At 62.5% G+C, this 14,400-nt stretch carries 18 protein-coding genes; 8 read left to right on the top strand and 10 right to left on the bottom strand.

The genetic code is table 11. The annotated features are described in order from the left end of the window. Positions 1 to 387: 387 nt before the first annotated feature. The 10 genes from hisC to PSEEN_RS05120 all read right to left on the bottom strand — a co-directional run bounded on the left by hisC (position 388) and on the right by PSEEN_RS05120 (position 8,314). The gene (gene hisC / locus PSEEN_RS05165; protein WP_011532431.1) at positions 388 to 1,434 is read right to left on the bottom strand and encodes a histidinol-phosphate transaminase; all 1,047 of its coding nucleotides are present in this window, start codon (positions 1,432 to 1,434) and stop codon (positions 388 to 390) included. Between the two features lie 2 nt (positions 1,435 to 1,436). Beyond that, positions 1,437 to 2,759, bottom strand: a complete 1,323-nt coding sequence (gene hisD, locus PSEEN_RS05160) for a histidinol dehydrogenase (RefSeq protein WP_011532430.1) — start codon at positions 2,757 to 2,759, stop codon at positions 1,437 to 1,439. A 126-nt stretch (positions 2,760 to 2,885) separates the two neighbouring features. Next, positions 2,886 to 3,521, bottom strand: coding sequence for an ATP phosphoribosyltransferase (hisG, locus tag PSEEN_RS05155; protein ID WP_011532429.1), 636 nt, complete (start codon positions 3,519 to 3,521; stop codon positions 2,886 to 2,888). 92 nt (positions 3,522 to 3,613) lie between these two features. After that, positions 3,614 to 4,879 (bottom strand): UDP-N-acetylglucosamine 1-carboxyvinyltransferase, encoded by a 1,266-nt coding sequence (gene murA / locus PSEEN_RS05150; RefSeq protein ID WP_011532428.1) that lies wholly within the window; start codon positions 4,877 to 4,879, stop codon positions 3,614 to 3,616. 23 nt (positions 4,880 to 4,902) lie between these two features. Then, positions 4,903 to 5,142, bottom strand: coding sequence for a BolA family protein (locus PSEEN_RS05145; protein ID WP_011532427.1), 240 nt, complete (start codon positions 5,140 to 5,142; stop codon positions 4,903 to 4,905). 118 nt (positions 5,143 to 5,260) lie between these two features. Further along, the gene (locus PSEEN_RS05140; RefSeq protein ID WP_011532426.1) at positions 5,261 to 5,563 is read right to left on the bottom strand and encodes an STAS domain-containing protein; all 303 of its coding nucleotides are present in this window, start codon (positions 5,561 to 5,563) and stop codon (positions 5,261 to 5,263) included. Beyond that, on the bottom strand, positions 5,560 to 6,213 hold the full coding sequence (locus tag PSEEN_RS05135; RefSeq protein ID WP_011532425.1) for an MlaC/ttg2D family ABC transporter substrate-binding protein: 654 nt from the start codon (positions 6,211 to 6,213) through the stop codon (positions 5,560 to 5,562). The genes PSEEN_RS05140 and PSEEN_RS05135 overlap by 4 nt, the downstream gene beginning before the upstream one ends. A gap of 9 nt (positions 6,214 to 6,222) precedes the next feature. Further along, positions 6,223 to 6,708, bottom strand: a complete 486-nt coding sequence (gene mlaD, locus PSEEN_RS05130) for an outer membrane lipid asymmetry maintenance protein MlaD (RefSeq protein WP_011532424.1) — start codon at positions 6,706 to 6,708, stop codon at positions 6,223 to 6,225. Next, entirely contained in the window at positions 6,708 to 7,505 is a 798-nt protein-coding gene (gene mlaE / locus PSEEN_RS05125) for a lipid asymmetry maintenance ABC transporter permease subunit MlaE (RefSeq protein ID WP_011532423.1), read from the bottom strand. The genes mlaD and mlaE overlap by 1 nt, the downstream gene beginning before the upstream one ends. Then, entirely contained in the window at positions 7,505 to 8,314 is an 810-nt protein-coding gene (locus PSEEN_RS05120; protein ID WP_011532422.1) for an ATP-binding cassette domain-containing protein, read from the bottom strand. The genes mlaE and PSEEN_RS05120 overlap by 1 nt, the downstream gene beginning before the upstream one ends. 235 nt (positions 8,315 to 8,549) lie before the next feature. On the opposite strand from PSEEN_RS05120, the gene PSEEN_RS05115 reads away from it, so the two are divergent. From PSEEN_RS05115 to ptsN, 8 genes are all read left to right on the top strand, one after another. After that, the gene (locus tag PSEEN_RS05115; protein ID WP_011532421.1) at positions 8,550 to 9,524 is read left to right on the top strand and encodes a KpsF/GutQ family sugar-phosphate isomerase; all 975 of its coding nucleotides are present in this window, start codon (positions 8,550 to 8,552) and stop codon (positions 9,522 to 9,524) included. Then, positions 9,525 to 10,049, top strand: coding sequence for a KdsC family phosphatase (locus PSEEN_RS05110; RefSeq protein ID WP_011532420.1), 525 nt, complete (start codon positions 9,525 to 9,527; stop codon positions 10,047 to 10,049). An 8-nt stretch (positions 10,050 to 10,057) separates the two neighbouring features. Then, on the top strand, positions 10,058 to 10,630 hold the full coding sequence (gene lptC, locus PSEEN_RS05105; protein WP_011532419.1) for an LPS export ABC transporter periplasmic protein LptC: 573 nt from the start codon (positions 10,058 to 10,060) through the stop codon (positions 10,628 to 10,630). Then, a complete protein-coding gene (lptA, locus tag PSEEN_RS05100; protein ID WP_011532418.1) occupies positions 10,617 to 11,141 on the top strand; it encodes a lipopolysaccharide transport periplasmic protein LptA in 525 nt (174 codons plus the stop codon). The genes lptC and lptA overlap by 14 nt, the downstream gene beginning before the upstream one ends. After that, positions 11,142 to 11,867, top strand: coding sequence for an LPS export ABC transporter ATP-binding protein (gene lptB / locus PSEEN_RS05095; protein WP_011532417.1), 726 nt, complete (start codon positions 11,142 to 11,144; stop codon positions 11,865 to 11,867). Between the two features lie 172 nt (positions 11,868 to 12,039). Further along, positions 12,040 to 13,536: an RNA polymerase factor sigma-54 gene (locus tag PSEEN_RS05090; RefSeq protein ID WP_011532416.1), complete on the top strand. Its 1,497-nt coding sequence runs from the start codon at positions 12,040 to 12,042 to the stop codon at positions 13,534 to 13,536. A 78-nt stretch (positions 13,537 to 13,614) separates the two neighbouring features. Beyond that, positions 13,615 to 13,923, top strand: a complete 309-nt coding sequence (gene hpf, locus PSEEN_RS05085; protein ID WP_011532415.1) for a ribosome hibernation-promoting factor, HPF/YfiA family — start codon at positions 13,615 to 13,617, stop codon at positions 13,921 to 13,923. A gap of 12 nt (positions 13,924 to 13,935) precedes the next feature. Further along, positions 13,936 to 14,400 (top strand): PTS IIA-like nitrogen regulatory protein PtsN, encoded by a 465-nt coding sequence (ptsN, locus tag PSEEN_RS05080; protein ID WP_011532414.1) that lies wholly within the window; start codon positions 13,936 to 13,938, stop codon positions 14,398 to 14,400.

Here is a 14,400-nt window from a genome sequence, read left to right as displayed (position 1 = left end):
ACTTCGCGACTTCAGGAGGCTGAGCGCAGGCGTCTGAAGGGCCAGGTGCGCAGCACCCTTCGGCGTAGCCGAAGGCGCGAGATGTAGACTTGCGCAGCAAGTCGTAGGCCGCGCGGGCCCGGAAGGCGCCGGAGCGAAGGGACCCCGGAGCGCAGCGCAGGGGCCGTATGATGGAGCGAGCGGCTTTGGTTACTTTGGCCAAGACCAAAGTAACCCGCCGTAAGGGCGGAAAGGTGAGTCAGCGTCCATATAGCAAATGGATATGCCCCCAACTTGAAAAACCAACAACAACAACAACAACAACAACAACAACAACAAGGGCGAATTGAAACGTAACCAGATACGCCCCAACCCGCCCTTCAGTCAAACGCTCAAATCAACCTCAACTTAAAGCGCATCAAGCAACGCCTGGTTCATCTCCGGCGTCCCAATCGTAATCCGCAGGAACTGCGCAATCCGCCCCTGCTTGAAGTGCCGCACGATCACCCCCTGCTCCCGTAGCCGCGCCGCAATCCCCGCCGCATCCTGCGAAGGATGGCGGGCAAAGATGAAGTTCGCCGCCGAAGGCAGCACCTCGAACCCCCGCGCGGTCAGCGCCTCGACCAACACCTCACGGCTATCGATCACCTTGCGGCAGGTCTCGTCGAAATACTCACGGTCCTCGAACGCCACCGCCGCGCCCACGATCGCCATACGGTCCAGCGGGTAGGAGTTGAAGCTGTTCTTGATCCGCTCCAGCGCCTCGATCAGGTCAGGATGCCCCACCGCCAACCCCACCCGCAGCCCCGCGAGCGAACGCGACTTGGACAGGGTCTGGGTCACCAGCAGGTTGTCGTAGCGATCCACCAGGCTGATGGCCGTCTCGCCGCCAAAATCGATGTAGGCTTCATCAACCACCACCACCGAATCGCGGTTCGCCTGCAGCAGTTGCTCCACCGCCTCCAGCGGCAGCAGGCAACCCGTCGGCGCGTTGGGGTTGGGGAAAATGATCCCGGCATTCGGTTTGCTGTAGTCCGAAACCTGGATCTGAAATTGCTCATCCAGCTCCACCTGCTCGAACGCAATGCCGTACAGGCCGCAATACACCGGATAGAAACTGTAGCTGACGTCCGGGAACAGCAACGGCCCACGGTCGTGCTGGAACAGGCCGTGGAAGATGTGCGCCAGCACTTCGTCCGAGCCATTGCCGACGAACACCTGTGCGGGTGTCACGCCGTAGTACTCGGCAACCGCTTGCTTGAGCCGGTCACTGTTCGGATCCGGGTACAGCCGCAGGTTGTCGTTCAACTCGCCCTGCATGGCCTCCAGCGCCTTGGGCGACGGGCCATAAGGGTTCTCGTTGGTGTTGAGCTTGACCAGCCGCGCCAGCTTGGGCTGCTCGCCAGGCACGTAAGGGACGAGGTCCTTGACGAAGGGACTCCAGAAACGACTCATGCTCAGTTCCCCTTCTCGTTGAGGATGCGGTATTCGGCGCTGCGCGCGTGGGCGGTCAGCGATTCGCCACGGGCCAGTACCGACGCGGTGTGGCCCAGTTCGGAAGCCCCTTGCTCGGAGCAGAAGATGATCGACGAACGCTTCTGGAAGTCATACACACCCAGCGGCGAAGAGAACCGCGCGGTGCCGGAGGTCGGCAGCACGTGGTTGGGGCCGGCGCAGTAGTCGCCCAGCGCCTCGCTGGTGTGGCGGCCCATGAAGATCGCACCGGCGTGGCGGATCTGCGGCAGCCAGGCCTGCGGGTCGGCCACCGACAGCTCCAGGTGCTCGGGGGCGATGCGGTTGGCCACCTCGATCGCCTGCTGCATGTCACGCACCTGGATCAGCGCGCCACGGCCATTGATCGACTTCTCGATGATCTCGGCACGCTCCATGGTGGGGAGCAGCTTCTCGATGCTGGCGGCAACCCGGTCGAGGAAGGCGGCATCCGGGCTGACCAGGATCGCCTGGGCGTCCTCGTCGTGCTCGGCCTGGGAGAACAGGTCCATGGCGATCCAGTCCGGATCGGTCTGACCATCACACACCACAAGAATCTCCGACGGACCGGCGATCATGTCGATCCCGACCTGGCCAAACACATGACGCTTGGCAGTGGCGACGTAAATGTTGCCTGGGCCGACGATCTTGTCCACCTGCGGCACGCTCTCGGTGCCATAGGCCAGGGCCGCAACGGCCTGCGCGCCACCGACGGTGAAGACCCGATCAACCCCGGCGATGCAGGCCGCAGCGAGCACCAGCTCGTTGACCTCGCCACGCGGCGTCGGGACCACCATCACCACCTCGGAAACGCCAGCCACTTTTGCCGGAATGGCGTTCATCAACACCGACGACGGGTACGACGCCTTGCCGCCCGGCACATACAGGCCGGCACGGTCCAGCGGCGTGACCTTCTGGCCCAGCACGGTGCCGTCGGCTTCGGTGTACTGCCAGGAATCCTGCTTCTGCCGCTCGTGGTAGATGCGCACACGGTTGGCGGCTTTTTCCAGGGCTTCGCGCTGAACTGCGGTGATGCGGGTCAGGGCCAGCTCCAGGCGAGCGCGGTCGAGGATCAGGTCGTCGATGGATTTGGCATCGACGCCGTCAAAACGCTGGGTGAACTCCACCAGCGCCGCGTCACCGCGCTCGCGCACGGCCTTGATGATGTCGAGCACGCGCTGGTTGACCGTGTCATCGGACACACTTTCCCAGCTCAGCAGATGATCCAGATGTCGGGCGAAATCCTGGTCAGCAGCGTTGAGACGGGCAATTGCAGTGGACACGGTCATGGCGAGGGCCTCGATTATTAGCGGATGCTCAGGCGCCCTAAGCTACCAGTCCATCCGCGCGGGCACCTGAGAAAATTGGCTATGACGCGGATAGACGGGCGCGACAGCGAAGGTCGCGCGCAGAGGTCAGCCGCGGTGTCGCGATTCGACGGCGTTGCGCAGGGTGTCGATCAGACTCTGGATACGGGCGTGCTGCATCTTCATGGAGGCCTTGTTGACCACCAGGCGCGAGCTGATCGTGGCGATCAGTTCTTGCGGCTCGAGGCCATTGGCACGCAGGGTGTTGCCGGTGTCGACCACGTCGATGATCTTGTCGGCAAGGTTGATCAGCGGTGCCAGCTCCATGGAGCCGTACAGCTTGATGATGTCGACCTGGCGGCCCTGCTCGGCGTAGTAGCGCTTGGCTACGTTGACGAACTTGGTGGCCACGCGCAGACGGCCCTTGGGCTCGGGCGCGCCGGTCACGCCAGCGGTCATCAGCTTGCACTGGGCGATCTGCAGGTCCAGCGGCTCGTACAGCCCCTGACCACCGTATTCCATCAGCACGTCCTTGCCGGCCACACCGAGGTCGGCGGCGCCATGCTCGACGTAGGTCGGTACGTCGGTGGCACGCACGATAAGCAGGCGTACGTCATCCTGCGTGGTGGGGATGATCAGCTTGCGGCTCTTGTCCGGGTTCTCGGTGGGGACGATGCCGGCTTCGGCCAGCAACGGCAGGGTGTCGTCGAGAATGCGGCCTTTTGATAGCGCGATGGTCAACATGGGAAACGTCGGTCCTTAAGCAGCTATAGCCGGTCGGGCCATGGGCCCGACCGCATACGATTCGGCTGGCGCGTCCCTGCGCCGGTCACAGACTAGCCCGGTACGCGGCGGATCTTGGCGCCGAGCATCTGCAGTTTTTCCTCGATGCACTCGTAACCACGGTCGATGTGGTAGATGCGATCGATGAGCGTGTCACCTTCGGCGACCAGGGCCGACAGCACCAGGCTGGCGGAGGCGCGCAGGTCGGTGGCCATCACTGGAGCGCCCTTGAGCGCCTTGACGCCAGTGACGATGGCGGTGTTGCCCTCGACCTGGATCTGTGCGCCCATGCGGTGCATCTCATACACGTGCATGAAACGGTTTTCGAAGATGGTCTCGATCACCGCGCCAGTGCCTTCGGCGATGGCGTTGAGCGAGATGAACTGCGCCTGCATGTCGGTGGGGAACGCCGGGTACGGCGCGGTGCGCAGGTTGACGGCCTTGGGCCGCTTGCCGTGCATGTCCAGCTCAATCCAGTCTTCACCCGTGGTGATGTCGGCGCCAGCTTCCTTGAGCTTCTCCAGCACGGCTTCGAGAATGGTCGGATCGGTATCCTTGACCTTGACGCGGCCGCCGGTCACGGCAGCGGCGACGAGATAGGTGCCGGTCTCGATACGGTCGGGCATGACGCGGTAGGTTGCCGAGGCCAGGCGCTCGACGCCATCGATGGTGATGGTGTCGGTACCGGCACCCTGAACCTTGCCGCCCATGGCATTGATGAAGTTGGCCAGGTCGACCACTTCCGGCTCGCGCGCGGCGTTCTGCAGCACGCTGCGGCCCTTGGCCAGCGCTGCGGCCATCATGATGTTCTCGGTACCGGTCACACTCACGGTATCGAAGAAGAAGTGCGCGCCACGCAGGCCGCCTTCCGGGGCCTTGGCCTTGATGTAGCCGCCCTCGACTTCGATCTTCGCGCCCATGGCTTCCAGGCCACGGATGTGCAGGTCGACCGGACGCGAGCCAATGGCGCAACCGCCTGGCAGGGCCACTTCGGCCTCACCGAAACGAGCGACCATCGGCCCCAGCACCAGGATCGAGGCGCGCATGGTCTTGACCAGCTCGTAAGGCGCAACCAGGGTCTTGATGGTGCGCGGGTCGATCTCCACCGCGAGCTTCTCGTCGATCACAGGCTCGATGCCCATGCGACCGAACAGCTCGATCATGGTGGTGATGTCGTGCAGGTGTGGCAGGTTGCCCACGGTGACCGGACCGTCGGCCAGCAGGGTCGCCGCCAGGATTGGCAATGCGGCGTTCTTCGCGCCGGAAATGCGGATTTCGCCGTCGAGGCGCGGGCCGCCAGTGATAATCAGTTTGTCCATACGTCTCTCGCCGCCAAGTTGGCTCAGGTGCGCTCAGCCCAGGCTGCGCTGCTGAAGAATTTCATGGTTACCGCGTGAATGCTGCCGTTCGAGATCCACGGATTGAGGTGAGCATAGATCGCCTGCTGACGCTTGACCGGGCTCAGGCCGGCCAGCTCGTCGCTGATCACGTTCAACTGGAAGTTGCAGCCTTCGCCTTCAACTTCGACCCGGGTTCCCGGCAATTTCTCTTCCAGAAAGCTTTTGACTTCTACGGCCTGCATGCTCAACCTCGATCGGCGCCCAACGCGCGCGGGTCGGCCATCATACAAAAAAGCCCCTCGCCTGCGAAGCCCAAGACGGGGCGCACTGACCGAGGGGCTTTCACCTTGCGGCAGGCCATCAGCCCGCCAGTACCTCATCGAGGTCGTAGACCTCGGCAATTTCCCGCATGTCGTCAGGCATGCCGCGCAGTTCGCAGGCCTTGCCGGCCGCCTGGACGTCACGCATGAAGGCCAGCAACAGCGACAGGCCGACGCTGCTCGACTTCACCACCGCGGTGCAGTCCAGCACCAGGCGGGCCTCGCCGCTGGCGGCGATCAGCGCCTTGCCCTGCTTACGCAGGGCCGGGCCGCTGCGGTAGTCCAGCACGCCGGCCAGGCGCAGGACGCCAGGCTCGGCCATGCTCACTGCGGCATCGCTCATTTGACTTCCTTGTCCGGCGAGTTGTCGGCGGTCTGCTTGGCCTTGGCCACTTCGCCGGCCCAGCCGTCGATGGTCTTGTCGAGGTTGTTGCCGTTACGCTGCATGGCGTCCTGGAACTGATCGCGGAACAGCTTGCCGATGTTGATACCGTTGACGATGACGTTACGCACCTTCCACTCGCCAGCGATCTTTTCCATGGTGTACTGCACCGGATAGACCGCGCCGTTGGTGCCGGTGATCTTCATGCCGACGCTGGTGCGCTCGCCATCCTCAGCCTTGGCTGGGTCTACGACGATGCCCTGGTTGTTGTACTCCAGCAGGGCGTTGCCATAGAACTGCATCAGGCTGCGCTTGAAGTTCTCCTGGAAGCGCTGCATCTGCTCGGGCGTGGCCTTGCGCGAGTACTTGACCGTCATGATGCTCTTGGAGATGCCATCGGCATCGACCACCGGGCCGAGGTTGTCGTTGAGCGCCTTGTAGAACGCCTCGGGGTTGGCCTTGTACTGCTCTTTGTTGGCTTTCAGGTCACTCAGCAGTTGAGTGGTGGTGCCCTGGATGACGTCGCGGGCAGACTGCCCAGGCGCTGCCATGCTCAGCAGGGGGAAGGCCGCCAACAGCACCAGCAGGCCACGTCGCAGGATCGAAATCATGGGAACTCCTTAATTAGCCGGTTGAGCTTCTTTCGGTTCCTTGCCCACGGAATTGAGCAGGAACTTGCCGATCAGATCTTCCAGCACCAGCGCCGACTGCGTGTCGTGAATGGTGCTGCCATCCTTGAGAACCGCTTCTTCGCCGCCCACGCTGATGCCGATGTATTTCTCGCCCAGCAGGCCGGCGGTCAGGATCGAGGCCGTGGAGTCGGTCGGCAGGTTGTCGACCTGCTTGTCCAACTGCAACGTGACCCGACCGGTATACGAATCACGGTCCAGATCGATGGCCGTGACCTTGCCGATGGTCACGCCGGCCATGGTCACTTTGGCTCTGACCGTCAAACCGGCGATATTGTCGAAATACGCATAAACTTTGTACGTGTCGCTGCTCGGGCTGGCCGACAGCCCGCTGACACGCAGTGCCAGCAGCAGCAGCGCCAGGATCCCGGCCAGGAGGAACAGGCCGACACCGATTTCCAGGGTGCGGTTTTGCATCAGAAATCTCCAAACATCAAGGCGGTCAGAATAAAGTCCAGACCCAGGACTGCCAATGAGGCATAAACCACGGTCTTGGTGGTGGCACGGCTGATCCCTTCTGAAGTGGGCTCGCAGTCATACCCCTGGAATACGGCGATCCAGGTAACGACGAAGGCGAACACCAGGCTCTTGATCAGCCCGTTGATCACGTCATCGCTGAAAGAAACGCTGTTCTGCATGTTGCCCCAGAACGAACCCTCGTAGACGCCCAGCCAGTCGACGGCGACCCACGAACCGCCCCAGATGCCGACCACACTGAAGATCAGCGCCAGCAACGGCAACGAAATGAAACCGGCCCACAGCCTTGGGGCGACGATGTACTTGAGCGGGTCGACACCAATCATTTCCAGGCTCGACAACTGCTCGGTGGACTTCATGTTGCCGATCTCGGCAGTCAGCGCGGAACCTGCGCGCCCGGCGAACAGCAAAGCGGTCACCACCGGCCCCAGCTCACGCAGCAGCGTCAGGGCGACCATCTGCCCCACGGCCTGTTCCGAGCCGTACTTGGTGAGGATGCTGTAGCCCTGCAGCGCCAGCACCATGCCAATGAATACGCCGGACACGACGATGATCGCCAGCGACAGCACACCAACCGAGTAGAGCTGCTTGACCAGCAACTGGAAGCCACCGCCGATGCCGCCACGGCCGCTCAGTGCATGCCCAAGGAACAGGCACGAACGCCCCAGCACCGCGAGCACGTCGATGGCCGAACGGCCGAATAGACGGATACGTTCGAGTAAGGATTTTCTGCGCATCAACGCGCCCCCAGCAGATCGGCGCGGTAATCAGGCGCGGGAAAGTGGAAGGGTACCGGACCGTCCGGGTCGCCCTTCATGAACTGGCGGATGCGCGGGTTGTCCGAGCCCATCAGCTCGTCAGGCGTGCCCTGCCCCAGCACCTGGCCATCACCCACCACATAGATGTAGTCGGCGATGCTGGCGGTTTCCGCCAGGTCGTGGGAGACCACGATGCTGGTGATCCCCAAGGCGTCGTTGAGCAGACGGATGAGCCGCACCAGCACGCCCATGGCGATCGGATCCTGGCCGACGAACGGTTCGTCGTACATGAGTATCTGCGGATCGAGGGCAATTGCACGGGCCAGCGCCACGCGGCGCTTCATGCCGCCGGACAATTCGTCGGGCATCAGGTCGATGGCGCCACGCAACCCCACCGCCTGCAGTTTCATCAGGACGATGTCGCGGATCATCTCGTCCGACAGCTGCGTGTGCACGCGCAGCGGAAAAGCGACGTTCTCGAACACGTCGAGGTCGGTGAACAACGCGCCGCTCTGGAACAGCACGCCCATGTGCTTGCGGGCGTCGAACAGGTCGCTGCGCGACAACGCGGGCAGGTTCTGCCCGTTGACCCAGACCTCACCGCCTGTTGGGCGCAACTGCGCGCCCATCAGGCGCAGCAAGGTGGTCTTGCCGCACCCCGAAGGCCCCATGATGCCGGTGACCTTGCCGCGGGGAATACGTATGTCCACGTTGCTGAAAATGCTGCGCGAACCGCGCTTGAAGGTGACTCCCTTCAACTCGACCGCGTAGGCGCTATCCACACTCATCTAGACTCCTTGCTAGTGCAGCCTCGCACTAATGGACGTTCACCTTCATCATGAAGGCACACGCCCTCCTGGCAGGCCGAATAGCGGCGAACTATAGCACCGCTGGCAGGCCCTTCCCAAGGGTGTCAAACGTTCCGTTCAGGGCGCTGACAGCTATATGTGACATTCGAAGGATGAGCCTTTCACACATTGCGGCTATAATCGCCGCCTTTTCATCAGGCATTGCGTTTTCGACATGAGCCAATCCAGCGAGCTGATCCACTCCGCCCAGCGCACCCTGCGCCTGGAACTCGAGGCCGTAGAGGGCCTGCTGGCCCGTATCGACGGCAACTTCGTCAAGGCTTGTGAGCTGATCCTGGCCAGCAAGGGCCGCGTCGTGGTGGTCGGCATGGGCAAGTCGGGGCACATCGGCAACAAGATCGCCGCCACCCTCGCCAGCACCGGCACCCCTTCGTTCTTCGTGCACCCGGCCGAGGCCAGCCACGGTGACATGGGCATGATCACCCGTGACGATGTCATTCTTGCCCTGTCCAACTCCGGCAGCACCGCCGAGATCGTCACCCTGCTGCCGCTGATCAAGCGCCTGGGGATCCAGATGATCAGCCTTACTGGCAACCCGGACTCACCCCTGGCGCAAGCGGCCGAGGTCAACCTCGACGCCCGCGTTGCCCAGGAAGCCTGCCCGCTCAACCTGGCACCCACCTCTTCCACCACCGCCGCGCTGGTATTGGGCGACGCGCTGGCCATCGCCCTGCTGGAAGCCCGCGGCTTCACCGCCGAGGACTTCGCCTTCTCGCACCCGGGCGGCGCACTGGGCCGACGCCTGCTGCTGAAAGTCGAGAACGTGATGCATTCGGGTGAGGAGCTGCCAAAGGTACAACGCGGCACGCTGCTCAAGGATGCACTGCTCGAGATGTCCCGCAAGGGCCTGGGCATGACTGTGGTCCTGGAAAGCGACGGCAAGCTCGCCGGCGTATTCACCGACGGCGACCTGCGCCGCAGCCTCGACCGCAGCATCGATATCCACAAGACCCTCATCGACGAGGTCATGACTGTCCACGGCAAGACTGCCCGCGCCGAGATGCTCGCCGCAGAAGCCCTGAAGATCATGGAAGACCACAAGATCAGCGCACTGGTGGTGGTCGATCGGGACGACCGCCCGACCGGCGCCCTGAACATGCACGACCTGCTGCGTGCCGGAGTGATGTAAATGAACCAGGACCTCATGCAACGCGGCAAGGCCATCAAGCTGGCGGTGTTCGACGTCGATGGCGTGCTCACCGACGGCCGCCTGTACTTCCTCGAGGACGGCAGCGAGTTCAAGACCTTCAATACGCTCGACGGCCAGGGTATCAAGATGCTCATGGCCTCGGGCGTGAGCACCGCGATCATCAGCGGGCGCAAGACCCCCGTGGTCGAGCGCCGGGCGAAGAACCTGGGCATCCCGCACCTGTTCCAGGGCCGCGAGGACAAACTGGTGGTGCTCGACGGCCTGCTCGCCGAACTCAACCTAAGCTATGAACAGGTCGCCTATCTGGGCGACGACCTGCCCGACCTGCCGGTGATCCGCCGCGTGGGCCTGGGCATGGCGGTGGCCAATGCCGCGCCGTTCGTTCGCCAGCACGCCCACGGCGTGACCCAGGCACGCGGCGGTGAAGGTGCCGCCCGCGAGTTCTGCGAAATGATCATGCAGGCCCAGGGCACCCTGGACGCTGCCAATGAAAATTACCTGTAAGGCCACCCATGTTCAGCAAGAAGATTCGTAATTTTGCGCTGTTCGGCGTGGTTGCCGCCCTGCTGGCCGCCGTCGGCTACTGGAACGTCAGCCCGGAAAGCTTCCTCGAGCAGCCCACCGCCCAGGTCGACGAAAGCGCCATCGACTACTACGCGATCAATGCCCACAGCGTGCAGTTCCTGCCCGACGGCAAGCTGCAGTACGAGATGACCGCCGACAAGGTCGAACACCTCAAGGCCAGCGAAGTCACCCTGGTGACCACGCCTGACCTGCACATGTACCGCGGCACCGAGTACCCGTGGCACGTGCAGAGCAAACGTGCCGAGGTCAACCCGGACGGCACCGAGGTCGAACTGATCGATGACGTTCGCGTGGCGCGCACCGATGAAAAGCAACGTGAAACCATCATTACCAGCACCCGCATGACCGTGTTCCCGCAGAAGCAATATGCGCAGACCGAGCAAGCCGTTAGAATCGACGGCGCCGGTGGCACAACCACGGGCAAAGGAATGAAAGCGTATTTGAAAGAAGGCAGGATGGACCTGCTCTCTAACGTAAGAGGACAGTATGAGGCTCGTTAAAACCATCCCCCTTCTGCTCAGCCTGGGCGTAGCACTGGGAAGCGCGAGCGCCTTCGCCCTGCCGAACGACCGTGACCAGCCGATCCGCATCCAGGCGGACAACGCCCACCTGGACGACAAGCAAGGCGTGGCCACCTACACCGGCGACGTGATCATCACTCAAGGCTCGATGATGATCAAAGGCAACACCGTGACCATGACCCGCGCCGCTTCCGGCGACATCGACGTGGTCACCTCGGTGGGCAACCTGGCCTACTTCGAGCAGCAGCAGAGCGCCGCCAAGCCCGACAAGATGAAAGGCTGGGCCGTGACCATCCAGTACCAGGCGCAGAAAGACATGGTGATCCTCACCGACCGCGCCAAGGTCGAGAACGAAGGCAACACCACCGAAGGCGAGAAGATCGTCTACAACACCAAGACCCAGGTGGCGACCGCCGGTCGCGGTGGCAACGTGACTGCACCACGTCAGCGCATCGACATGGTCATTCAACCGAAGAAAAAGGCCGAGTAAATGGCAACCCTCAAAGCCCAGCACCTGGCCAAGAGCTACAAGGGCAGGCAGGTCGTTCGCGACGTCAGCCTGTCCATCGACAGCGGCCAGATCGTCGGTTTGCTCGGCCCCAACGGCGCCGGCAAGACCACCTGCTTCTACATGATCGTGGGCCTGGTCCAGGCTGACCAGGGCCGCGTCCTGATCGACAGCCTCGACGTCAGCCACCAGCCCATGCATGGCCGCGCGCAAGCGGGCATCGGCTACCTGCCGCAGGAAGCCTCGATCTTCCGCAAGCTGTCGGTGGCCGACAACATCATGGCCATCCTCGAGACCCGCAAGGACCTCGACCGCGACGGTCGGCGCAAGGAGCTGGAAAGCCTGTTGCAGGAATTCCACATCAGCCACATCCGCGACAACCTGGGCATGAGCCTTTCCGGTGGTGAACGCCGCCGTGTCGAAATCGCCCGCGCCCTGGCCACCGCGCCCAAGTTCATCCTGCTGGACGAACCCTTTGCCGGCGTCGACCCGATCTCCGTGGGCGACATCAAGCAGATCATCCACCACCTCAAGAACAAGGGTATCGGCGTACTGATCACCGACCACAACGTTCGCGAAACGCTGGACATCTGCGAGACCGCCTACATCGTCAACGACGGCCAACTGATCGCCGAAGGCGATGCCGAGACCATCCTGGCCAACCAGCTGGTCAAGGAAGTCTACCTGGGCCACGAGTTCCGCCTCTGATCCAGAGCCTGCCCAGAGCACTGGCAAACACGCCCGGGACGGGCTTAAGTGTAACAGTGCTCTAGGCAAACGCTGCAATTTCAGGCATATAACTTGCTTAAAATCGGCGCCCAAGCGCCCTACGTAGTGGATGGCGCATGTGCGCCGGCGAACAAGGTATTAAGCCCCTGCCATGAAACCATCGCTCGTCCTAAAAATGGGCCAGCAACTGACGATGACCCCGCAGTTGCAACAGGCCATTCGTCTGCTTCAGCTCTCCACCCTGGACCTTCAGCAGGAAATCCAGGAAGCGCTGGAGTCCAACCCGATGCTCGAACGTCAGGAAGACGGCGACGACTTCGACAACAGCGACCCGATGGCGGACAACGCCGAGAACAAGCCGGCCGCCGAAGTCCAGGACAACAGCTTCCAGGAAACCACCAGCAGCAGCGCGGAAACCCTGGAAGATGGCGAGTGGGCCGAGCGGATCCCCAACGAACTGCCGGTCGACACGGCTTGGGAAGACATCTACCAGACCAGCGCCAGCAGCCTTCCCAGCAATGACGACGACGAGTGGGACTTCACCACCCGCACCTCGGTCGGCGAGAGCCTGCAGAGCCACCTGCTGTGGCAACTGAACCTGGCGCCGATGTCCGACACCGACCGCCTGATCGCCGTCACCCTGATCGACAGCATCAACGAGCAAGGCTATCTCGAAGACTCGCTCGACGAGATCTGCACCGGCTTCGACCCAGAGCTCGATATCGAGCTGGATGAGGTCGAGGCGGTACTGCATCGCATCCAGCAATTCGAACCCGCCGGCATCGGCGCCCGCTCGCTGGGTGAGTGTCTACTGCTGCAGTTGCGCCAGCTGCCGGCATCGACGCCCTGGATGAGCGAAGCAAAACGCCTGGTTACCGACTTCATCGACCTGCTCGGCAGCCGTGACTACAGCCAGCTGATGCGGCGCATGAAGCTCAAGGAAGACGAATTGCGCCAGGTGATCGAACTGGTGCAGACACTCAACCCGCGCCCCGGCTCGCAGATCGAGTCCAGCGAGCCGGAGTACGTGGTCCCGGACGTCATCGTGCGCAAGGACAGCGAGCGCTGGCTGGTCGAGCTCAACCAGGAGGCCATCCCGCGCCTGCGCGTCAACCCGCAGTACGCCGGGTTCGTCCGTCGCGCCGACACCAGCGCCGACAACACCTTCATGCGCAACCAGTTGCAGGAAGCGCGCTGGTTCATCAAGAGCCTGCAGAGCCGCAACGAGACGCTGATGAAGGTGGCGACGCAGATCGTCGAGCATCAGCGCGGCTTCCTCGACCATGGCGACGAAGCCATGAAACCCTTGGTGTTGCATGACATCGCCGAAGCCGTGGGCATGCACGAGTCGACCATTTCCAGGGTCACCACGCAGAAATACATGCACACGCCGCGTGGCATCTACGAACTGAAATACTTTTTCTCCAGCCACGTGAGCACTGCCGAAGGCGGTGAATGCTCGTCCACGGCGATCCGCGCGATCATCAAGAAACTGGTAGCGGCGGAAAATCAGAAAAAGCCATTGAGTGACAGCAAGATCGCTGGTTTACTGGAGGCACAAGGCATCCAGGTAGCCCGTCGCACCGTCGCCAAGTACCGCGAGTCGTTGGGGATCGCCCCGTCGAGCGAGCGCAAGCGACTGATGTAGCCCCCGGATGTGCCACAGCGTTTCAGTGGCAGGTGCAATACCTGCCTCTTTATGCACGGGCAACAAAGGAGAAGCTGTATGCAAGTCAACATCAGTGGACAGCATGTAGAAGTCACCCAACCACTGCGCGATTACGTGCTTGAAAAGCTCGCCCGGGTGGAGGGTCATTTCGACAAGATCACCAATGCCACGGTGATCATGAAAGTCGAGAAGCTACAGCAGAAGGTTGAAGCCACACTCCAGATACCCGGTGGCGAAGTGGTCGCCAACGCCGAACACCAAGACATGTATGCAGCGATCGACGCCCTGGCTGACAAGCTCGACCGCCAACTGAAAAAACACAAGGAAAAACAGCAAAGCCTGCTGCAAGGTGCAGCCGCCCGCTGATCCCCCTCATCCATGATCCGACTTGAAACCATCCTGACCCCCGGCCGTTCCCTCGTGAACGTGCCGGGTGGCAGCAAGAAACGCGCCCTGGAAAAGGTCGCCAACCTGATCGCCGAGCAAGTACCCGAGCTGGAGATGCAAGACGTCTTCGAAAAGCTCGTCGCTCGTGAAAAACTGGGCTCCACCGGCTTCGGCAATGGCATCGCCATCCCGCACTGCCGGCTCGAAGGCTGCACCGCGCCCGTCAGCGCCCTGCTGCATCTGGATGCCCCCATCGATTACGACGCCATCGACGGCGCCCCCGTTGACCTGCTGTTCGTCCTGCTGGTTCCGGAAGCCGCCACCGATGCCCACCTTGAACTGCTGCGCCAGATCGCCAGCATGCTCGATCGCAAGGAGGTTCGCGATCGCCTGCGCGGCGCGGCCAGCAACGAGGCTCTGTACCAGGTAGTCCTGGACGTGCAGAACGAGGCCTGA

Source organism: Pseudomonas entomophila L48, from assembly GCF_000026105.1.
Taxonomy (GTDB): Bacteria; Pseudomonadota; Gammaproteobacteria; order Pseudomonadales; family Pseudomonadaceae; genus Aquipseudomonas; species Aquipseudomonas entomophila.
Note: the sequence above shows the minus strand (reverse complement) of the source record. Positions and strands in the feature narration are given on the sequence as shown.